4 protein-coding genes (1 of these 4 only partly in view) are annotated in these 24291 nt (G+C 56.3%); all 4 read right to left on the bottom strand.

Features of this window, described 5'->3' with window-relative positions; translation table 11 throughout:
* Positions 1 to 4: 4 nt before the first annotated feature.
* Tightly spaced (each overlapping or abutting the next), the 4 genes in view from L4D79_RS21120 to L4D79_RS21105 form a layout consistent with a single transcriptional unit that may run on beyond the window.
* On the bottom strand, positions 5 to 3880 hold the full coding sequence (locus L4D79_RS21120; protein WP_428654047.1) for a type I polyketide synthase: 3876 nt from the start codon (positions 3878 to 3880) through the stop codon (positions 5 to 7).
* Positions 3870 to 16232 (bottom strand): amino acid adenylation domain-containing protein, encoded by a 12363-nt coding sequence (locus tag L4D79_RS21115; RefSeq protein WP_428654045.1) that lies wholly within the window; start codon positions 16230 to 16232, stop codon positions 3870 to 3872. Before L4D79_RS21115 ends, L4D79_RS21120 begins: the two co-directional genes overlap by 11 nt.
* A complete protein-coding gene (locus L4D79_RS21110; protein WP_428654042.1) occupies positions 16229 to 22900 on the bottom strand; it encodes a type I polyketide synthase in 6672 nt (2223 codons plus the stop codon). Before L4D79_RS21110 ends, L4D79_RS21115 begins: the two co-directional genes overlap by 4 nt.
* Positions 22897 to 24291 carry the 3' portion of an amino acid adenylation domain-containing protein gene (locus L4D79_RS21105; protein WP_428654039.1) on the bottom strand. Its footprint extends 2778 nt past the window's final position, so 1395 of the gene's 4173 nt are visible here — the last part of the coding sequence; the start codon falls outside the window, past its right edge; the stop codon is at positions 22897 to 22899. Before L4D79_RS21105 ends, L4D79_RS21110 begins: the two co-directional genes overlap by 4 nt.

Raw genomic sequence — 24291 nt, 5'->3', positions numbered from 1 at the left:
TCCTCTATACTATAGTCAACGCCTGAGGTTGCTCATTCTGGCTGTGGGCTTCTGCCAGCACTGCCGACAATGTCCGCGCCACCTCTCTAACATAGGGCGCAACAACCATTGTCATATGGGTCCCTGGCACCATACGGCATTCGAGATCCGTCGCAACATGATCCCAACCAAAGGTCGGGGTCTTAATATCCGGATGCTCTTTGTAGCCGGTAAACTCGTAATCATCCAAATCCTGCACCCGAATAAGCTTCACTTTTCCATGGTAAGGCTGGGGCTGGTATTGACGCTCGGCACTGTCGGCGACCCTGAACATATCAATAATTTGCTCCAGTTGCTCACGGGCCGCCCCGCTCTCAGACATATCATTGATACTGCCGGCTTTTTCTAGTACTCTTTCGAACTGGGCCTCCGGCTCTAGTCCATTGAGTTCATTCGGATCAATATCCAAGCTATTGCCAAAGATCTGACCGATCCCCCGTCCGAGGAACGTAAAGATCCCGGCAGCATCGAACTCATCTCGAAGCAAATCTGCACCGTAAACGGCTGACGGCACGGGCGTATCCATCATGACCAACACAGCCACCTCTTCACCCATCGCAACCAGCTGCTGCGCCATCTCATAGGCAACGGTACCGCCAAAAGACCAACCGCCTATGTAATAAGGGCCCTGAGGCTGGACTTCCCGAATTGCTTTGATGTAGTACTCCGCCATCACGTCAAAGCGTGTGTATGGCTCGCACTTCCCATCAATCCCTGGGTGTTGCAAGGCATAGAACGGCTGCTCTTTACCCAGCATCCTTGCCAGCTCGATGTAGCAGTGAACAATACCTCCGGCTGGGTGGACGCAGAAAAACGGCGGCTTGCTCCCTTTCGGTTGGATCCTCACTACCGGCGAATGGTTGACGACCTTGCCGCCGCTCCGGCGCGCTTCAGCGATCCTTTCCGCCTGCTCGGCGATCGTTGGGTACTGCAACACTTCAGCCAGCGGCAACTCGATCTCGAAGAAAGATTGCAATTCCGCCACCAACTGAATGGCCAACATCGAATCCCCGCCAAGATGGAAGAAATTCTCATGGATGCCGATCTTGTCTAACCCATACAAATTCTGCCAGATTGCCGCCACGGACCATTCGATATCATTCGTCGGCATCACCACCTTGTTATCATCCGCTTGCGGAAAGAGTGTTTCAGGCTCCTCGCCAGCATCACTCCCATCATCCGTCAGCCAATAGCGCTTACGCTCAAATGGATAGGTTGGCAGCGGGATACGTCGCCGTGACCGGCCTTGGTGCAGTGGCTCCCAGTCGGGAGTCGCACCGCAGGTCCACAACTCACCCAGCGCACCCAGAAAATGGTCATCAGCCCTGATCACCTGATCGGCTCGCGGTAATGCTGTGATAACCGGCCAGTCTTGATCCGAGTGCCGTTTCATGCTCTGTTTTGCCAGTGTCGAGAGAGTGTTTCCCGGGCCAACTTCAACAAACAGCGGGTGTTCCAAATCCAATAGACTATCAATCCCCTCCGCAAACCTGACAGCCTGCCTCAAGTGCTGCCCCCAGTATTCAGGGTTGGTCGCCTGTTTTGCTTCGATCCAAGTCCCGCTGACATTGGAAATAAACGGTATGGTCGGGGCCTGCAATTGAATATTCCTGACCGCTTCGACGAAGGGCTCAACCGCCGGCTGCATCATGAAAGAATGGAAAGCATGCGATGTACGCAGCTCTCGGCATAGCTCCCCTTCAGCGGCCAGTGCTTTCGCCAGCTGTGAAATAGAATCACTCCGCCCTGCGACCACACAGGCATTCGGCGCATTGACCGCGGCGAGGGAGATATCCTCCGTCAACCATGGCTCCACTCGCTCTTCAGGCATGCGGATTGACAGCATTGTCCCCTCCACCATTCCTTGCATCAGCTCGCCGCGGTAGGCAACAAGCCGCAGGGCATCGCGGAATGTCATCACCCCTGACAAGGCAGCGGCGACATATTCACCAATACTGTGCCCGATCATCGCCTTCGGCTTGATCCCGAGGCTCATCAACAACTTGGCTAAGGCATATTCGACAACAAACAAGGCTGGCTGGGTTAACCGTGTCTGGTTGAGTTCGGCGGCAGAGCCTGACGCCGTGCTAAATAGCACGTCACGAATCCCCTGCCCAGCTTGCTCAACCAACAGCTCCTCAGCTTCGTCGATCACTTCGCGGAAGGCGGAGTAAGCCTGGTACAGCTCCTTGGCCATACCGGGATACTGGCTCCCCTGACCGGAAAACATGAAAACGATATCAGGTTTATGATCGGATAGCCCTCCAGCCACCATATCTTTATGCCACTGATCACTCATGATGGAAGCTATATCGTCTTTTTCGCTGACCGCAAAGGCGGCACGGTATTCAAATGGCTTACGCCCGACCTGCAGGGTATAGGCGACATCGTCCAAATTCAGCGCTTTATTTGCCCTGAAATAATCAGCAAGATCCTCACAACGCGCCTTCAGTGCCGAGGCGGTTCTCGCCGAGCAGAGTAGCAACTGCGTTTGCCTGGATGGTTCCGAGGCAGGCTCGGGCGGAGCTTGCTCCAGCACAATATGGCCATTGGTACCGCCGATACCGAACGAGCTGACACCCGCCCGGCGCGAATGGTTATCCTCTGGCCACGGTTTGCGTTCGCTGGGAACATAAAACGGGCTCGAGGCAAAATCGACCCGGGGATTGGGTCGACTAAAATTGGCGTTGGGCAATATCTCCGCCCTGTCAACTGACATGGCCGCACGGATCAAGCCCGCCATTCCCGCAGCAGTATCCAAATGGCCGATGTTAGATTTAGCCGAACTGATTGCACAGTACTGTGTTTTGTCCGTCTGCTGGCGGAACACCTTGGTCAGGGCCTCAAGCTCAATCGGATCGCCGAGGGCTGTCCCGCTACCATGGCCTTCAATATAGCGAACGGTGTCCGGACTAACTTCCGCAATCGCCTGCGCAGAGCGGATAGCAGACGCTTCCCCCTGGACACTCGGGGCCGTGAATCCGACCTTGCCAGCACCATCGTTGTTAATGGCCGTGCCTTTGATGACCGCATACACCCGGTCACCGTCGCGCTGTGCATCTTCTAACCGCTTGAGCACCACCACGCCGCCGCCATTACCGCTAACCGTGCCGTTGGCGTCCGCATCATAGGCCCGGCAATGGCCATCCTTGGAGAAAATCGATCCCTGCTGGTACCAGTAGCCCGCATTCTGGGGCACCCTGACAGCAATTCCCCCCGCCAGCACCATATCCGACTCTCCGCTTAGCAGGCTCTGGCATGCGAGGTGGGTAGCAACCAGGGAGGTCGAGCATGCCGACTGGACATTGACACTCGGCCCGCGCAAGTTCAGTTTGTAGGAGGTCCGGGTCGCCACATAGTCCTTGTCGTTATTGAACAAATGCTGCAAGGCATTCTCCTGCGTAATGAACGACGGGTCGAGGGTCAGTTTCATGACCATATAGGAGTTAAAACCGGCCCCCGCAAAGACCCCGACTGGCCCAGGAACCGCGTCCGGGTTGTAACCGGCATTCTCCAAGGCGGTCCAAGACAGCTCTAAGAATAGGCGGTGCTGCGGATCCATGATTTCGGCTTCTCTCGGCGCAATACCGAAGAAAGCCGCATCGAAGTACTCCGGCTTGTCAATCACCCCACGGGCTTTGATGTAATTTGGATCTTTGACCATGGAAGGGTCAACACTCAAGCTATCGAGCTCTTCATCTTTGAAAAAGGTAATCGCCTCCTTACCCTCAGCCAGCAATTGCCAGTACTGCTCGATATCCTCAGCCCCCGGGAACTTTCCGGCCATCCCTACAATTGCGACTTCTAAGCCATTTTCCGGCAAAAATTCCTTATTTGACATTCTTCGAGAACTCCTTGTCATTACTTGTACCCGCCGACAGTGAACGGCGGCGCATCAATCTGTTTGTGCCGATTTTGCGGCGTTCGTTATGCTGTGTTTCGCGCACTTTGTCCTGCTCGGCTTGCGCGGTCTGCTGTTCATCAAACATATACCCCACCAGGGCGGAAATGGTCGGATACTCAAACAACGTCACCAGCGCAATATCTCTGCCAAGTCGCTCGGCAATCAGTGACTGCACTTTGATCAGTGACAACGAGTGGCCCCCAGCTTCGAAAAAGTTGGTGCTTCTCCCTATTACATCCCCCCCCAGTACCTCTTGCCAGATGCTGGCAATGCACGCCTCCTCCTGGGTCTTAGGCAGTACCGCATCCGTCACCTGCGGACTAAAGGCTGGAACCCGCAGGGCCTTGCGATCCAGCTTCCCATTCGGGGTCAGCGGCATGTCGGCCAGCGTCACGAACTGGCCCGGCACCATATAAGCCGGTAATGAGGCCGCCAAAGCGCTGCGCAATGCCGGCTCATCGAGCCCGCTGCGGTCAGTCCCGGCGACAAAAGCTACCAAACGCTGCCCGCCGGCATCCTCATGCAAAACAACGGCGGCCTGACCTGAGCAATGCTGGCTGATTGCGGCCTCGATCTCGCCCAGCTCAATCCGCTGGCCTCGTAACTTAACCTGAAAGTCCAACCGACCGATGTACTCGATCACCCCTGACGCGGAATAGCACACCTGATCCCCTGTCCGGTAGAGCCTCTGGCCGTCCTTATCGCTAAACGGATCGGGAACAAAGCGCTCTTCATTCAATTCAGGACGATTCCAATAGCCCCTCGCCAGCTGACAACCCCCGATATACAACTCTCCCTTGGCGCCAAATGGCACCGGTACCAGATGTTCATCAAGGATATAAAGCTTGGTGTTCGGCACAGCGCGACCAATCGGAACCCCCTTGCCTGGCGATGGCTCGCTGCATTTCCAGATGGAGACATCAATCGCGGCTTCAGTCGGGCCATACAGGTTTACCAGTTCCGCCATTGGCAGCTTGGCCGCCACTCGCTCAGCTAAATCACGCGGCAGCGCCTCGCCACTGCAAATCACATTGGCCAACGAACGGCACTGTTCGACGCTCGTTGAGTCGATGAACAGCTGCAGCATGGAAGGCACAAAATGAATAACCGACACCCCTTTTGACTGGATGAGCTGGCGCAGGTAGTTGTTGTCAAGGTGTCCCCCGGGACGAGCAACCTCCAAGCTGGCACCGATGATCAGCGGATTAAAGAACTCCCACACCGACACATCGAAACAGAACGTCGTTTTTTGGACAAACACATCGCTACGATCCAGCCCCAGCAATTGGGTCTGCCACTGGAGTCGGTTCCATAATGCGCCGTGAGTATTGACCACGCCTTTGGGCCGTCCGGTCGAGCCCGAGGTGTAAATCATATAGGCTGCTTGATCCGCATCGAACTCGGCCTCCAATGCGCTATCGGTATAGGCCGCCAGCTGGCTGTCCATTTGGTCAAGGCAGCATAGCTGCATGGCCAGATCGTCGGCTAGGCGACTGACCAGCGCGCTTTGGGTCAGCAGCACCGAAACAGCTGCATCCTCCAACATATAGGCCAAACGCTCGGCAGGGTAATCCGGGTCGAACGGCACATATGCGCCTCCCGCCTTAATCGTGGCCCAGATAGCAATAACCATCTCCAACGACCGCTCGGCACAAATCCCAACAAAGGTTTCCTTGCCAACGCCCTGCTCTCGCAGCCAATGCGCAAGCTTATTGGTTTGCCTATCGAGCTCGGCATAACTGAGCATTCGGCCGTCAAACGTTACGGCCTCGGCACTGGGCCAGTGCTCAGCCCAATAGCGCAGAGCATCAACAACATTACCGGCGGCATACTCGCTATCGGTCTGGTTCGGCTCAACGACCACCAGTTGCTGCTGTGCCGCCGGCAAGACCTGCTGCCGTGACAGTGGCTGGTGGGGGTTATCGACCATTTTGCTCAGCAGCTCGACGAGATACTCCAGCAAAGATGAAATCGTGCCATGCTCAAACCGGCTGTCGTTGTACAGCAGCTTGAAGTGCAGCCCCTCGCCAGGATTGACTATCAGAGTCAGTGCATAGTTCGTCACTTCATGGAAGCTGATCTGCGAAATATCGAAGCCGTCATCATGCTGCTTGAGGATTTCGTCAACAGGGTAGTTTTCGAACACCACAATACTTTCGAACAAAGGCAGATCGAGCGGCACGTTTGTTAGCCCTTTGATCTCAGCCAGCGAAGAATATTCGAACTGGCGCATCCCGGCCTGGGCCAACTGGATTTCCTGCAGCCATTCGAGCAAAGGCTGGTCAGGATCAATGTCAAAGCGGACCGGCAGGGTATTGATAAACAGGCCGACCATTTCCTCGACCCCGGTCAGCTCAGCCGTGCGCCCCGACACCGTTGAACCGAACACGATATCGCGACAGCCAGAGTAGCGGTGTAACAGTAGCGCCCATGCTCCCTGTACCAATGAGTTCAGCGTGATATGGTGCTGTCGGGCAAATTGCTCAAGCTGGCGTGTCTGGCTGGCAGACAAACATTGATGGCGCTCATTGTTTGGCGCGGTAGCGGCTCCCCTCGCCGTATCCCGGGGCAATGGCGTCGGCTCGGCGAACGTTCCCAGCTGCTCACGCCAATAAGCGTTTGCCGCTTGCGGATCCTGATCCGATAGCCACTCAATGTGGCCTCGGTAGGCGTGGTAGCGGAACGTCGGCACCTGCAGAAATTCACTGGCATAGGCGTAATCGGTAAACAGCTCCTTAAACAACTGCGCCATACTCCAACCGTCCATCAAGATATGGTGATGACTCCAAACAAACTGGACAACATCGTCGGCCATCCGGATCAGGCTCAAGCGCATCAAGGGGGCTTGCGTCAAATCGAACCCTTGCTCTCTGTCCGCATTCAACCAGGCCTCGAGTGCCTGTTCCTGCTCTGCGGTAGGCATATGACGCCAGTCCAATTCAGTCCAGCGGATGTCCGGCCGGCTCTGTACCACCGCAACCGGCGCGGCAAGCTCTTGCCAAACATACCCGGTTCGTAGCACCTCATGGCGACCAATCAGTCTTCCCCATGCCTCCTGGAAGGCGTCCAGCTCAAAACCGTCACCAAAGCGGCAGCGGAATTGGTTCACATAGACACCGCTCCCCTGCTGGTAAAGGCTATGGAACAGCATCCCCTGCTGGGTCGGTGTGAGCGCGTAGATATCATCGATATGGCCATCACTGCCAGCAAGCTTGTCCAGTTGCTGCTGGTTGAGCTCAACCGTCGGGAAGTCTGATGGCGTATAGCCAAGCTTAAGGCTATTGCCACAATGACGGGCAATATCAGTCAATGCCGTACGGAAGCGGTTGGCCAACTCGGCAATCGTTGCTTGAGCATGCAAACAGCGGCTATAGCTCCAACGAACATGCAACTGCCCCTCGACCAGCCATGCATCTATGACAATCTCATGTCGCCGATGGTGAGCAGCTGCCCGGTTCGGCCCGGCACTGCCGTATTCCAGCTGGAAAGGGGTGTCCGCGTCTTCCGAGCCATCAAGCCTACCGAGGTAGTTAAAGGCGATCTGCGACTGACTGTCCAGCGCGTCATCTTGCTGCAGATACCGTAGCAAACCGTAACCCAGTCCACCGTCTGGTATTGCGCGAAGTTGCTCCTTAACCGCTTGGATCTGTGCTTTGAGCCCAGTCTGAGGCAGCTCCAATGCGACCGGATAAAGACTGGTGAACCATCCAACGGTACGGGATACATCCAAGCAGCTCCCCTCTCGGCCGTGCCCCTCGAGATCAACGCGCACCCTGCCGCTAGCGCCAGCAACGGCCAGCGACAACGCCGTGAGCAACAAATCATTGACCTGGGTTCGGTAAGCCTTGTTGGCCGGGCCGACGATCGCCGCCGAGACCTCGGGCGATATCGCGTCAACCCAAGCATCCGCCGAGGCTTCGACATTGTCCTCGGGCGCAAAGGTAACATCATGCGCCACAACCTCCCCTTGGGCCTGAGCGGCAGCCAACCAGTAATCACGCTGGTTTTCGACACCTTGGCTCTGTGCTCGTTCTGCCAGCTCTTCAGCCCAGTCGGCCACCGAGTGTGTCTTCTCCGGTAACGCGATCGGCTTCCCGCTGACAGCCTGCTGATAGGCAGTGTTGAGATCCTCGATCAGTACACGCCAAGAAATCCCGTCCACAACCAAGTGATGGACGATCAGGGCCAACCGGCAAGCACCGCCGACTCCAGCGTCGAACCACAGCAACTGGATATTTTGCCCTGCCGACGGATCGGTCTGCGCCTGATGCCGTCCTGCAACGTGCTCTATCTGCTCAGCCCAACCGGCTTCGTCGCCGGCAAGATCGTAGCAGTGGACGGGCACCTCCATTTCGGGCTGGAGGATATGGGTCTGCCACCTCCCCCCTTCATGCTCCAGCGCGGTGCGCAGTGCGTCGTGATGTACCACTAGGGCATTGATCGCCACCTTCAGTGCCCCCACGTCCATCCCTGCCGGAGCCGAGAGCAGCATCGCCTGGTTGAAGTGGGTGATTTGAGCGGGCTGTGCCGACAGCCACCAATGGGCCATCGGTAACATCGGTACCCTTCCCACCACCGCAGCCTGCTCCGCTTTGGCGACGCCACCACTTTCGTCCGTACTGGCAATCTGTGCCAACTGGGCTATCGTCGGCTGTTCAAACAGCTGTTTTGCCGTAAAGAGGTACCCTGCCTGCTTCGCCCGGGAAACAAACTGGATTGACAAAATAGAGTCACCGCCGAGTTCGAAGAAGTTGTCGTGAATCCCCACTCGACGCGTTTGCAACAACTCCCGCCACAACTGTGCCAGCACGTCCTCCCGCTCATCGCGTGGGGCAACGTAATTGTCGTTCCCCGCCAGAGCCAAGTCCGGGATTGGCAATGCCTTTCTGTCTACCTTGCCGTTCGCGTTCAGTGGCCAACACTCCAGCTGGACCCACAACGAAGGAACCATATAGCCAGGGAGGGACTCGGTAAGTTTCTGTTTGAGTTCGGCTTCATCAACCGGCCCGTTGTCCTTGACAAGGTAAGCCAGTAATTTTTGATCCCCTCTTTCGCTCTGGATAACCGTCACCAGGGATGTCGCGCCGCAGGCTCGGGTGATCGCCGTCTCGATTTCGCCAAGCTCAATACGCTGACCACGTAATTTGACCTGAAAGTCGGCCCGCCCGAGATACTCGATCGCCCGGTTAGGCAGATACCGAACCAAATCGCCGGTTTTGTACATCACCGCGCCAGCCTTGGAGGCATAAGGATCGGCAACAAACACCTTCTGGCTGAGTTCTGGCAACTTGTGGTAGCCCGTTGCCACCTGATCACCGGCAATGTACAACTCGCCGGTCATGCCGGCCGGCAGCAACTCCCGATCCTTGTTGAGCACGTACAACTGAGTATTCGGCACAGGATAACCAATCGGCACGATCTCCCGGCCGGCATCGTCGCCACAGTGCCAGCGTGAAACTTCTATTGCCGCTTCGGTCGGGCCGTAGAAGTTGAACAATGAGGCACCAAGGCGGGCATGGAAACGTTGCTTCAAGGAATAACTCAATGCCTCACCACTGCATACCACCCGCTGCAGTGAGGTACATGTTTCCACCCCTTCAGCTTGCAAGAAAACCTCGAGCATTGACGGGACGAAGTGCATCAGCGTGATCTGTTCGTGCCGGATCAATTCGACCAAATAGTCAGGGTCAAGGTGTCCGCCGGGCTTGGCCATGACCAAGGTTGCACCGGCGATCAGCGGGCTAAAGAGCTCCCATACCGACACATCAAAACAGAACGTGGTCTTTTGCAACAGTTTGTCATTCACCCCCAGCTGGAACTGCTCTTGCATCCAATGCAGGCGGTTACACAGCCCTCGGTGGTGGTTAATCACCCCTTTAGGCCGCCCAGTCGAGCCTGAGGTATAAATCAGGTAGGCTGCATCGTCCATCGCGACGGAGACATCAACTGGCAGGTAAGAGTACTGGCCGATACGGTCCCACGCTTCGTCAACTGCGCACCATGTCACTTCCCGCAGCGCCAGCCCCTGTAGCCGCGCAAGCAGCTGTTGCTGAGTCAGTACCAGTCGTGCCTCGCAGTCCTCCAGTATGAAACCTAGCCGCTCGGCCGGGTAGTCCGGATCCAAGGGTACGTAGGCACAACCGGCTTTCATAATCGCCAGCATCGAGATGACCATGTCTACTGACCGCTCCATGCACAGGCCAACCAGATCTCCCTTACCGAGCCCTTGCTCCACAAGCCAGTGGGCCAGCTGATCACTCTTTTGCTGCAACTGCAGATAGGTCAGCGACTGATCCGCGCACTTTAGCGCCACGGCACTGGGCAATAAGCTCGCCTGCTGCGCCACTAACGCCGGTAACGGCAGTGATGGATACTCAGCTTCTACACCCCGGCTCATCGCCAGTAACGCCGCTACTTCGTCCTGTGGCAAGTAAGCAAGCTGTGAAACAGCACGATCCGGCTGGGCAGCAATGCTCTCAAGCAAGCAAACGAAGTGACTCAGCATCGTCTCCGCGGCATTCGCTGCCACTTTATCCGGATCGAACACAAGCTTGAAGGACAGCTGCTCGCCAGGCATCGCAATCAAGGTGATGGGGTAGTTTGTGATCTCATCGAAGCGCACCGACCGGATCGCCAGAGGCCCTTCCTGCTTCATCAGCACATCACCCATTGGGTAGTTCTCAACCACCACGATAGAGTCGAACAACGCCTCGCTGTTTGCCAGTGGCGACCAAGCCTGAATATCCGCCAATGGCGTCTGTTCATGCTCCATGATCTTCACCTGCTGCTGCTGGATAGCCGCCAAAACCGAGGCGACAGAGCTTACGGCCTGGATATCCATTCGCATCGGTACGGTATTGATGAACAGCCCGACGATAGACTCGATCTCGTCCACCTCAGGCGGACGGCCGGCTACCGTCATCCCGAAGACAACATCTGACTCACCGCTGTACTTGTAGAGCAACATTCCCCAAGCAGCCTGGATCAGGGTGTTCAGCGTACACTGCTTGTCCTTGGCCAAAGCGTTAAGTGCCGAGCTCAGGGCGCGATCACAGTGCTGGACATACAGATTCAGACCGTCGGCCTTTCGGCCGCTCGTTGATGCCGGGACGGTATCGACCATGATGGGCGTCGCCGACTCCATGCCCTCAAGCTGGCCGCGCCAGAATGCCTCACTGTCCTTGTCACCTTCCTGAGATCGCCATGCGATATACTCTTGGTACGATTTGACAGGGGCGAGATCGGGAGCCGCGCCATTTAACAACGATTCATAACAGTGGAACACCTCACCTAGGATTTGAGCCAGGCTCCAGCCATCAAACAGAATGTGATGGTGGGTCCAGACGAACAACCAGCTCTCACGGTCGGTCGGCAACAGGTGCATGCGCATCGGTACTGCATTCAGGTCGAGCCCCTTCTCACGATCAGCCGCCAGCCACTCGTCCAACGCATCCATTTTCAAAACAGCCTGAGGCTGCGGTGCAAAATATCCCGCCGAGCGGTCCACAACGATCTGGGTGGGCTCATCACGGTCCTGCCATAAGAAACATGAACGCAAGGCCGGATGCCTTGCCAGCACGCCTTCCCATGCCTGCTGGAAAACTGACTCCTCTAAATTGTCACCGAATTCACAGCAGAACTGATTCACATATGCATCATCGTCGTTGTCATAGAGACTATGGAACAACATCCCCTTTTGAGTCGCACTCAGTGGGTACGCATCGACCATATCAGGGTATTCGGCGACCAACCTATCGACCTGACACTGGCTGAGGTCCAGCAAGGGAAAATCGGACGGCGTATAACCCTTGGTATCCGGAGCACAACAAGCTGCCGTAATTTCAGCCAATTGAGCGAGATACCCTTCAGCTAGGCGGGCAACTGTCTCGTCACGATGGATGGCACTGCTGTAACTCCAGCGGAATGTCAGCTGCTGATCCGTTTCCCAGGCGTCAATGATGATATGGTGTGAGCGGCGATTATTTTCGTCCGCGGTCAGTCCCACCTCATCATCAGCCAAGCTGAACCCTTCGTCTGCACTTGTTGGAGAGAAACGGCCAAGATAGTTAAATGCAACCTGCGGTAAGTAGGATAGCTGGCTCTCACCGGCTAGGAAGTTGAGAAGGCCAAAGCCCAACCCTTGCATCGGGACACGACGCAGCTGCTCCTTGACCGACTTCAGCAGCTCAACGCCTCCGGTCTGGCTGACCTCTAGGCATACCGGATAAATACTGGTAAACCACCCTACGGTTCGAGAAATATCGAGCTCCGGGAAGATATCCTCCCTCCCGTGTCCTTCTAGATCGAGTCTGATCGCGGTATTGCCAGACCAGACAGCCAGCGACTTGGCCAGACCGGCAACCAGAATATCGTTCACCGATGTCTTGTACGCCTTGTTCGCATCCCCGAGAATTTGTCGTGTCGTCGTCTTATCCAACGTCACGGTATGGATCTTCTGCGAAGCGTATACATTGGCCTGCTCACCCTCGAAATCGGTCGGAAGAGGTGCAAGATCAGCGCGGGTGGCCGCCTGCCAATACGGAAGCTGTTCTGTGATGCTCTCCGACTGCGCGAAAGCCACCAGCTTCTCGGCCCAGAGTGAATAGGCATGGGTTTTGTCCGGCAGCGCCACATTTTCGCCTTGGCAGATCTGGTGGTAAGCAGACATCAGATCATCGAGAAGAATACGCCATGACACGCCGTCCACGACTAAGTGATGGATAGCTAGTACCAACTTCCCTGAATGATCATGCTGTGGAGGGATCCATGCTGCCCGAAGGTTTCGCCCGTCAGCCGGACGGAGGCTGGCCTGGATACGCTGGCCAACTTGGCGGATATATTCACGCCTTTCCTCACCCGTCGTACCACTGCGGGCAACCTCGACACTGACAGACTCGGCCTTAGCCATGATGTCGGCTCGGTAGCGACCATCACCTTCGACGAGCCGTAATCTCAACGCATCATGATGCCTGATGACGGCATTCAACGCTGCCGTCATCGATTCAACACAAAAGTCCTGCGGCGTACGCATGACAAAGGCCTGGTTATAATGGTTAGGGTTCTCAGGCTCCAATGCCAGCCACCAGCAAGCCACTGGCATCAGCGGCATTTCCCCGGAGACCACCCCTTGATCGACAACCTCAACCTCGCGCACGGTTGCATCAAGGTGTTCGGCAAGCCCCGCAATCGTCGGATACTCGAACACCTCTTTAGGCGCAATTCTCAAGCTGTGCTTCTTGGCCCTGGCCACCATCTGAATACTCAGGATGGAATCCCCGCCCAGCTCGAAAAAGTTATCATCGATGCCAATCTGGGTAACCGACAGCAGCTGGCCCCAGAGCTCGACCAGTACTTTTTCGGTGGCGGTCACAGGCGGGCGGTATTCACCCGAAGCTTGTTGCCCCAACTCAGGGGCAGGAAGCGCTTTGCGGTCAACCTTGTTGTTAATTGTCAGCGGCACCGTCTCCAGCGGAACGTAAGCCGCCGGCAACATGTAGGAAGGCAGGACATTGTCCAGCTGCTGGCGAAGCGCATGATGATCCAGCGCCCCACCCGCTTCGGCAACGTAGTACGCCACAAGCAGCTTTTGCCCGTTTAGCTGAGAGGCGGTAACCACCGCTTCACTCACCCCGGGCAAGGCGCCTAGCGCACTTTCGATCTCACCCAGCTCGATCCGAAATCCCCGGATTTTGACCTGCTGATCAATCCGCCCGAGATAGTCTAGGCTACCATCCTCCAGACAACTGACCAGATCCCCGGATCGGTACAGCCTTTCCCCATCCTTTAGTTGCGGATGTGAAATAAAACGGGTCTGGTTGAGCTCGGGACGCCCGAGGTAACCCCGGGTAACCCCCGCACCGGCCACACACAGCTCCCCAGGTACCCCGACAGGAACAGGCTCTAGGTGATCATCCAACACCATGACCCGCAGATCAGGAATCGCCTGCCCAATCGCGCTGGCGGCAGCAGACTGTCCAAGATCTGCCTCTCTGACCTCCCGGTAAGTAACATGGACAGTGGTTTCAGTGATACCGTACATGTTGATCAGGGTGGGCTGATCATCACCATAGATCTCAAACCATGGTGCCAGCGCCTGGTAATCCAGCGCCTCACCACCAAAAACAACATACCGCAGGGCAAGCTGCTTGGCTTCCTGCCGTGGCAAGGACTTGGCGACCGCTGTCAGCTGGCGGAAAGCCGACGGCGTCTGGTTTAGTACGGTCACCTGCTTATCAGCCAACAAGGCGAAAAATGCATCCGGCGAGCGAGAAACCCAGAACGGGACCACCACTAGCTCGCCGCCATAAATCAGCGCCCCCCAGATCTCCCATACCGAGAAATCAAAAGCCGCAGAGTGGAATAGGGTCCATACGTCGTTGTCGGTAAAACCAAACCAGTGGTCGGTCGCCGAAAACAAGCGCACAACCTGGCGATGTTCGACAACCACCCCTTTCGGGTTGCCTGTCGAACCTGATGTATAAATGATATAGGCCGCATTCTGCGGATTGACATCCACGGCCAACTCAGCGTGACTGTGCACCGGGCTGAGTGACGACTCACTCATGACCTGACAGATCCCCGGGGCGATATCCGCCTGCTCCTCAGTCGCGATCAGCACACGCTTGAGGCGGGCATCCTCGATGATATATTTCAAACGCTGGGATGGGGCATCTCCATCGAGCGGGACATAACACGCTCCCGCCTTGAGCACGGCCAAAATGGCCACGATCAGATCTGTCGATCGGGGAAGGCAGATCCCCACTTTGTCTTCCGGTTCGATCCCGTCAGCAATCAGCTTGTTCGCCCAACGATTGGACAGCGCATCGAGCTCGCCATAAGTCAATGAACCGGCCTCGTCACTGACGGCCACCGCCTCCGGACTCAGGCGAGCCTGCTCGGAAAACAGCTGATGAAGACATTGTTCAACAGGAAAGCACCGTTCATCATTGCCCGTCAACGCCATGACCTCAGCCAGCTGATGCTCAGGGACCCACGGTACCTCGCCTACCGGCTTGTCCATCGCGCCTGGAAGATGGCACAGGATATGGCGGTATTGCTCCAGTAGTCTCGTCGCTTCAGCTTCAGCGAAACGCGAGGTATCGTAGCTAATGCGCAGCGCTAACTGCACACCTGGCTCAATCACAACTGTCAACGGGTAATTGGTCGACTGGTGTACCTCAAGCTCAGCCATCCGCCCTGCATGGGAGCCGATCGGATAGGTTTCAACCGCCAGCATACTGTCAAACAGCGCTGTACCTTGCGGCACCTCACTCCAAGACTGAATATCTTGCAACGGGGTATATTCGTAAGGCTGGGTCTTCAGTTGCTGTTTCTGCACTGCCTTGAGCCAGTCCGTGACTTTTTGCTCGGGCAATATCGTCGTTCGAACAGGCAGTGTGTTGATAAAGAGGCCAACCATCTTATCAACATCTTTCAGTTCGGCTGGACGGCCGGAGACGGACATCCCAAAGACGATATCGCTGTCCCGGCTATGGTGATGCACCAGTAGTGCCCATGCCGCCTGCAACAGTGTATTGAGTGTCAACCGCTGCTTTTTAGCGATCGCCTGCAGGCTCGCCGTCTCTTCTGTCGATAACTGGTTTACCAGCGTGTGGTATACCGGGTTATCCTGCTTGACCGCTTGGCTGCTATTGCCCACCACATTGGGGGCATTGAATCCGCGCAGGTAATCGCGCCAGAACGTTTCGGCCTGGTTTAAATCCTGCTTCGATAGCCAGCTAACAAAGTGGCTATAAGGTGGCAATACCGCAAACTCGGGCTGCTGTCGATCAAGCTGCGCTTGGTAAGCACTGAAGACATCCTTGAGCACTAAATACGACGACCAGCCATCAAGCAGCAGATGATGATAAGACCAGCAAAACCAGTAACGGTCGTCTTCGCGCTTGATCAACGCCGCACGCATCAGCGGCGGCCTGTTGAGATCAAAGCCAGCCTCGCGATCGGCCTTAAGGTGCTGCTTAAGCGCCGCCTCCTGTTCCGTTTCAGGCAAGTGTGACCAATCGAGCGTGGTAAACGGCATCGTGACATCGCGGAAGGTCACCTGCATATTTTTTTCGGCCTGTTCCCAGAAAAATGCCGTGCGCAGCACCGGGTGGTGGTTGATCACCTGTTGCCAGGCCTGCTCAAAGGCCGGCACACTTGTAATTTCCGCAGGCCATGTGAACTGCTCGCAATACATCCCGGAGTGGGGGGCATATAGAGTATGGAACAGCATCCCCTCCTGCATCGGTGAGAGCGGGAAGATGTTTTCTACTGATGTTTTATTCATTTTTCAGTCCCTTGAAACAAGTCGCTCATAAAGCTATTGAGTGCATCTTTATCCAACCCAGCATCAGGAAAGTCGGTCGGAGTGTAGATCGTCGACTGCGCTGTCTGTAACTGATCTAGACTGCGGTTGAGCTCACTCATCAGGCTGTCATGCAAGCCCTTAATAACACTGGACGCGATCCGTTCTCCATCGTATAGCCAGAGCACCTCCCAGGACCGGCCAGGCTTGAACATGCGCAGCTGGATAGGGAAATCCGCCAGCAAGCGAGTCTCTTGCAGGGCTGGTACCACCGTCAGCACATCGCCGTCGGCCCCCCTCTGGGCTAATTCAAAGTCAAACAGAATCGGCGAGCCAGTCAGCGACAGCGCTTCGGACGCATTTTCAAGGCTATCAGCCGCCTGCTGCCGGTATGCTTCCTTCACCTGCGTCAGCAACGCGAGCAGATCCTCTGTGGGATCAAGTTGGTATGAGGTCGGTGTGACAACAGCCAAATTGCCGAGGGTATCGTCCCACTGGCCTGATGCATCCAGGCGGCGGTAGCTATTTTTCACCGCCAGCGCTGGTGACGGCTGCCCGAGCACCTCAGATACAGAACTTGCCAGAGCGGCCAAGATCAGCTCCCCTGCCGCAATGTGGTGCTGGGCAAGCAGGGCCTCTGTAAGCTCAAAGTCGGCCGGTAGGGCCTGTTGCAAAAACTCGCGCTTTGGCGCCTGCGATGCCGCGGTGATAGGCCAGCTGTCAGCCATCGCCAGCGCGGTCGGGCTTTGGGACGAGTGCTGCTCATGCCAAAGGGCATAGCCCGGTCCTTCCGGTAAAGAAGCCGACTGACCGGCCAGTCGTGCACTCAGGTATTGGTGCAAGACAGACACCGTTGACGCATCAACCAATGCCCCGCGGAACAAAACAGCCAGCCTTGCTCCACGATTATCACCGCGGTAGCCGGCAGCAAACGGCAGCTCGGGATGCGCGGCCAACTGTTCAGCCAAGAGCGGCCACACCTCTTCGCCGGCATCAAGCATCTCAAGGCGAATATCCAATGACTCAGGGTTGGCAGGGATCAATTGCTGTTCGCCGAGCTGATAGCGGAAACAGCTGGCCTCCACCACCATGCTCTCAAGTGCCTCGACAAGGTTTGACAGGGCAAGGCCCGGCTCGAGGGATAGCTCAATACCGCTGTCGACGCTGTGAACCTGAGCTAGAGATAACGGCAATGCCGTCGCCTCTTGAACACCGCCCTGCACTTCAAACACCGCCTCAGCGACCTGTGCCAGTTCGGCGATGGTTTGATGCTCAAACAATTGCCCGGGATTAATGATGACCCCGTTTTCACGGGCAACAGACACAATCTGTACCCCCAACACCGAATCGGCCCCGAGATCAAAGAAGTTGTCGTGCCGGCCGATCTTGTTGAGCCCCAGAACTTGCTGCCAAATCGCCGTCAGGGCCTGCTCAACCTCGCCTTCCGGCTCGACATAGGCGGTATCTAGCTCAGGCCTGTCGTGCATAGTACGATTGGTTGACTGACTGCTCTCGTTTGTACTTTCTGCACCGAACTGCTGGGAAGCAATCTGCTCAAAGAGCAGTGGCAAATCGGTGGTGGATACCACCAGCTGCTCGGTATGCTCGCCCGCTAGTAGCCTTGCAAACACTTCAGCCCCCTCGGCCGGCATGATAGCAGCCGACTCCTCATCGCCCCCTGCAAACAAGCTGCTCTGATCGTTCGCGAGTGGTTCGGCGGACACGCGACGAAGCACAAACTGCTCGATTTCCGCAAGCAAGATCCCGTCACTGTCGAGTAATTCGATAGCTAGCGTCACACTATCGTTGTCGCTCTGCGCAGGCTGGTAGCGCATATGGCTATAGAGTGATTCAGTCAATGGCCGGTAAACCCGCATCCGCCCGTATGAAGCAGGTAGGAATAGTGCGCCTTCCGCAGCAAGGTGATCTGGCACGCAGTAGCCAGCCGTCGGTCCGGTCGCGACATCCAGCAGCGCAGGGTGGAGGATAAAGGCCTCGACATCGTCGCGGCAGTCCGGCTTGAGGGCAAGGCGGATCAAGGCCTCACCACCGCCGTAGGAAACCGCTTCGACGCTCTGCCAGTGCTTACCAAACATGATGGCGCCCGACTCGCCGTTCTGATCGCCACCAATCGACAGCCCCTCGCTGATGTGGTGGGCTAAACGCTGCCTGATACTCGCCAAATCACGCTGTTTCACCTCAGCCTGTTCAACCGCCGCCAGCTTACCGAAGACGTGGGGATGACCGGCTTCGTCCTTGACATCAAACACCCACTCGCCGGACTGTTCGCCCAATGCGAGGACCATATGCTGCTTAGCCCCTGGGCTCAGCTGCAGCGGGGTTGTGAAGAAACAATCTCTGAGCTCGACCATCGCCTCCGGTGCCAATTGCTGGTGATGAACAAAGGCCGCGCGAGCCAGCTCAAGATAAAGGGTTCCCGGTACAGTCGGCATATTGTTGATTTGATGCTCACTGAGCAACCACTCGCTGGCAGGATTGAGCACCATGGTATATTCACCGGTTGCTGTATCCCCACTATGTAGCAAACGGTGGGAGATATTGCTGGCCGGCAGGGCAGCCTGCTCAGTTTGGCTCAACTCGCTCAGCATGTTCTTTGCCATACCTACTTCTTGCCATGCATCCCAATTAACAGATACCACCTTGCGGGCATGGGCAAACTGGCCGGACTTCGCCATCACATCAAGGAAATTGTTGGCGGCACAGTAGTCGACCTGGCCAACACCTCCACTGACAGCAAATAGTGATGAGGCCAAAATGACAAAATCAAGCGCCTCGCGCTGCGTGACCTTGGCCAGCACCGAGGTACCGTATAATTTGGCATTAAAGACTTTTTCGGCCTCTTCACGCTGTTTAAGCTGGATCAGCCCGCCACCGGCAACCCCGGCACAGTGCACGATGCCATGGAGTCCACCATGACGATGTTTGATCCCTGCGATGAGAGCTTCCATCTCGGTCTCATCGGCTAGATCAGCGGCTGCGACCTCAACCCGACTACCCAGCGCTTCGATGGCCCTAATCTTCGACAGTTTCTCGACAAGCTCCGGGGAAGTATCGCTAGCACCGAGCAATGCCTCCCACTGCTCGCGCGGCGGTAGGGCCGAGCGGCCTAGCAACACAAGGGTTGATGGCTTGAGGGTGGCGAGTTTATGCGCATGCACCAAGCCAAGGCCACCCAGCCCTCCGGTGATGAGGTACACCCCGTGTTCACGCAAACTGTCAACGCCATCTTCACTCGGCGGCACGCTCAAAGGCTGGTAATCAAGTGTCCAACGATGGCGGTTGCGCAGCGCCGCATCTTCGCCGTCTCCTGACAGCAATTCCCGACCCAATAAGGCGGTATCGAGTTGCAGGACCTGTTGGTCAACGGCAATATCAATGATCCGACAGGACAGGCTCGGGAATTCCAGCGGCAAGACCTTGCGTGGGCCCAGCACGGTCGCGACCGCTGGACGCAATGATTCACTGCCGAGCACGTCGTAGAGGCCCGATGTCACGATCTGGACTGACATCGCGGGTTGCTCAGCCAAGCTACCCAGAGCCTGGCTAAGCCAAAGCAGACTGAAGAAGCCTTTCTCCTGCTGCTGGGCCAATTCCCTCGTTGCGTCGGTGTCGGGTTGCAACGTCAGGGTATGCACCACGCCTTCTGGCAGCCGATCTTCTGCGGCCAGTTGCGAGATCAGCTCAGCAAAATGTTCAGATCGGGTCATATCGAGCGTATACGAATGGTCGGCATTCTTGGCGAAAGCCTCCCCCTCAGTACATTGGGCGTCGATAAGTGCTACGTCCTGTCGCTTGAGTTGCTCTGCCAGTGCCCGCTCCGGGCCGGAACCACCGTGAAGTAACAACAACCGCTGTCCGCTAACCACATCTCTGGCCGGCATGCCACGCGTCCAAGACGGGGTGTAGAACCACTCCTCAAGCGGTTTCCTTTCACCCGCGTCCAGGGCCAACTCTGCTTTTCTCTCACTTTGCGTCTCAACCCAGTAGCGAGTACGCTGGAACGCATATGTTGGCGCGGACACCCGCAATCGACGTTGGAGGCTGTAGAAGGCATGCCAGTCAGGCTCGTGGCCAGCACACCAGAGATTCCCCACCGCCTGCAAAAGGCTCTCAAGCGCATCTGTTTTCATTTTTGGGTGTGCCAGACAGTTGGCCGTTACCGACGCCCCCTGCCCCGCCAGGCTCAAGCGCGTCAGTCCGGACAATGAGGTTCCCGGCCCGACCTCTAGGAAGATACAGTCTCCCTGCTCGAGCAAGGAGTGGATGCCTTTGGCAAATTGCACTGTCCCACGCAGGTGGGCCAGCCAGTATTCTGGATCCATCGCCTGCTCGGCGGTGATCCATGTACCGGACACATTGCTCACAAACGGGATCGTCGGTGGATTTAGCTGAACATCAGCAAATTCTCGGCGCAGAGGCTCCAGTACCGGCTCCATCATGGCGGAATGGAAAGCGTGGGAGGTATGCAAGGGCTGCACCGTTACCCCCTTCGCCGCCAACCTGCCTATCGCCTCGTGACTGCCCGACAGCACACACAGCTCAGGTCCATTGACAGCAGCCAGATCCAACCCGTCGCAGAGCATATCCTCAGCCTCCGAGGCCGACACTCTTACCGCCGCCATGGTACCCGGCTCTTGTTGCCCCATCAGGCTGGCGCGCCTGGCGACAAGCCGGATAGCATCATCGACCGAGAACACACCGGCAAGGCAGGCCGCCACCCATTCGCCGATAGAATGACCAATCATTGCTCCGGGGGAGATCCCCCAGCTAGCTAACAGCTTGGCCAGCGCGTACTCGACCACGAACAATGCTGGCTGGGTGACTTCTGTCTGCTGTAAGCGTAGTGCCGCCTCCTCAACTTGGTTGCCCGCAAAGAGGATGGACGCCAGCTCAATGCCAGTATGAGCAGCCAGCACACTGGCACAGTCATCAAATGTTTCCCTGAAGACGGGCTCACTGTCATACAGCCCTTGTGCCATACCAACATATTGAGCACCTTGGCCGGGGAACATAAACACCAACGGTCTGGTGTCAGCCATTGCGGGAGACTGCGGCGAGTTTAGGCCCTTTCTTAGCTGTGATATTGCCTCCTCGGTGTTACTGGCAACGCACTGGAACCGGTGTTCAAAAGGATGACGGCCTATATGCAGGGTATAAGCAAGATCGGCGAAATTAAGCGATGTGTTTTGCTCCAGATAGTCCGCCAGATTACATCGCTGCGCGTCGAGCGCTTTGGCCGACTTCGCCGACAGAGAGATCAGCTGATAGTGGCGACCATCATCCGACGGCAGGACCACCGGCGCTTCCTCAACAATGGCATGGGCATTGGTGCCCCCCACGCCGAACGAGCTTATCCCTGCCCGCTTGACCCCGTCAACCCCATGCCACGGCACCAGCTTGTCGTTGACGTAAAACGGGCTATTGGCAAAATCGATTCTTGGATTTGGCTTGCTGTAATTCAGGCTTGGGGGAATTTCTCCGTGCTTCATCGCCAAGCTGACCTTCATCAAGCTCGCCACCCCTGCGGCAGCGGCCAGATGGCCGATATTGGTCTTCAGCGAACCGATGGCACAGAACTGGTTCTGATCGGTGTACTCGCGATACGCTTTGGTCAAGGCATCGATTTCAATCGGGTCCCCCAGAGGCGTGCCCGTACCGTGGGCTTCAACATAGCTCAGCGTATCAGGCGATACCCCCGCAACTTCCAAGGCCTCGGTGATCACGGCAACCTGGCCGTCGACGCCCGGCGCGGTATAACCGACCTTGTCCAAGCCATCATTGTTGACCGCTGTACCTCGGATCACCGAGTAAATTTGATCGCCGTCAGCCAACGCTTCATCCAGCCGCTTGAGCAACACCGTGCCAGAGCCGCCGGCAGAGAAAACCGTTCCCTTCGCCTTGGCATCAAATGCGCGGCAATGTCCGTCCGGTGCCGTCATCGACCCCTCTTGATAGAGGTATCCCTGCTTATGGGGGACCTGTAGCACAGAGCCGCCTGCCAGAGCCATATCACATTCGCCGTTAAGCAACGCCTGACAGGCCAAGTGAATCGCAACCAGCGAGGTTGAACACGCTGTCTGTACACTGACGCTTGGCCCTTTGAGGTTGAGTCGGTAACTGACCCGTGTTGGCAGGTAATCGACTTCGTTACCGATCCCCACCAGAAAATCACGCTCCGAATGCATTAGGTGAAATACGTTATAGAGCAAGTAACGGCTCATCAGAGTACCCGCATATACCCCGACTCGGCCGGGGTAGCGGTAAGGATCATAACCACCGTCTTCCAAGGCCTCCCATGAAGTTTCCATGAAGATCCGGTGCTGCGGGTCGATCAGTTCTAACTCGCTAGGATTAAAGCCGAAAAAGCCAGCATCAAACCCTTCCGTTTGTTCGAGAAAAAAACCGGCATTGACATAATTAGGATTCTTCATCTGGCGGGAGACATATTGAGCGCTGATAGGATCCAGCCCTTGCAGGCATCCACGCAAGTCCTCTTTAGACAGTGTCGTAACTGACTCGACCCCTCCTTGGAGATTCTGCCAAAACTGATGGTGGTTTTCGGCACCGGGAAAGCGCCCGCTCATACCAATTACCGCAATACGATCATCGAATTCAGTCACTTCGTTCATTTTTTCAAATCCATTTGATTATTTTTTTTCCTCTCCAACGCAGCTTTCCTACGCTGTCCCTGTGCTAAGCGGCGCTTTTCTCCCACCGTTCGGCCCTGACTAGTCGGTGCCGTTGAGGCCGCTTTCTCGCCGCTCAGTTTCTGGGCCAGCAGGCGAATACTCGGCAGGTTGAAAAACATCTCGACCAAGGTCATATCGGTTAACAGCTCACGCTTTAGCCTGTTATGCACTTGCACCATCTGGACGGAGTTCCCGCCGATATCGAAGAAATTGTCATCGATACCGACACTGTCAAGACCGAGCACCTCGGCCCAGGCTTGGGCAATTACTTTTTCAATGTCGGATGAAGGGGCCGTTTTGGCGGCATCTGGAGACTGCTCTGTACGGTCACTATCCGGCTCTGGCAACGATTTACGATCAACTTTGCCGTTGGCGGATAAAGGTAAGGCATCAATCATTATTATGCTCCCGGGTACCATGTAACGTGGTAATTGTTGAGCCAGTGTATTCTGGACTTTCTCAGGCAGGGACGTCGCCGTCTGGTTTGCTACCGGCTTTTCGTTGCTTGCTGCGGGTTGCTGTTGAATCGGCCCGCCAACCAGCATGTGCAGGTAGCGGTGACTGCTATCGAGGTCGAACAGCTCAGCAATACGGCTGAAGTCAAACGCACCAACCTGGCATAGTCCGAGGTTGTGCGTTTCAGCCTCGGTTTCCAGCAGCTGACTGATCAGACCGGCTTCAAGCAAGCAGAAATCCTCGGCATGATGGCCATAAAGAGGGGTTATCGCCTGCTCCTGAGCAATCAAGAAGATAGAAAAAGCTGACTGCTCAACGGCCTGGCGATTGAATTCGTCGTGAACGCTACTCTGGATCCTCGCATCAAGGTTGAGCGGGACCAAGCTATGCCGCTCAGGGTGGAAGTAATATATCCCGCCCGCGATGCCCTCGATGCGATTGGGCTTGACATAGACATAGGCCTGCACCGGATAGAGCCCGCCAGCAGAGCCAAAGCGATACTTCAACTGTCCGTTGTTATCAATTGCCGCCAGACTTTCGATCAAGGCTGCAAATTCAGCCAACGTCACCTCCGTGGGGGCAAACTGGCGGTGGGTCCGGCGGCGATGAAAGACACTGTGGTCATCGGTCAAATAGTCCCCAAGGGACACCTCGTCATCCAAGGCCTCGCACTGCCGAAGCCCGTGTCTGGCTAAGCGAAAAGCAAGCCGCTTGCCCGCATCGAGGATCACCCCATCATCGCTAACCCCTGAAGCTTCAAACGCGGCCTGTGTAGCAGGAACGACATACGCCACCAACCGCTTATTGCGAGCACTGTCACCGTATACGGTGACCACTGAGCTACTGACCTCTTCCATTTGGTTAATAACCGCTTC

Origin of the sequence: Photobacterium satsumensis, from assembly GCF_050336935.1 — a bacterium.
GTDB classification, from domain to species: domain Bacteria; phylum Pseudomonadota; class Gammaproteobacteria; order Enterobacterales; family Vibrionaceae; genus Photobacterium; species Photobacterium satsumensis.
The sequence above is the reverse complement of the archived record's forward strand: the minus strand, read 5'-3'. Positions and strand labels throughout refer to the sequence as shown.

What these genes read in the sequence shown, in the direction of transcription:
- L4D79_RS21120 (WP_428654047.1), bottom strand. Translation starts at nt 3,880, where the DNA reads ATGTCAAATAAGGAATTTTTGCCGGAAAATGGCTTAGAAGTCGCAATT.
- L4D79_RS21115 (WP_428654045.1), bottom strand. Translation starts at nt 16,232, where the DNA reads ATGAATAAAACATCAGTAGAAAACATCTTCCCGCTCTCACCGATGCAG.
- L4D79_RS21110 (WP_428654042.1), bottom strand. Translation starts at nt 22,900, where the DNA reads ATGAACGAAGTGACTGAATTCGATGATCGTATTGCGGTAATTGGTATG.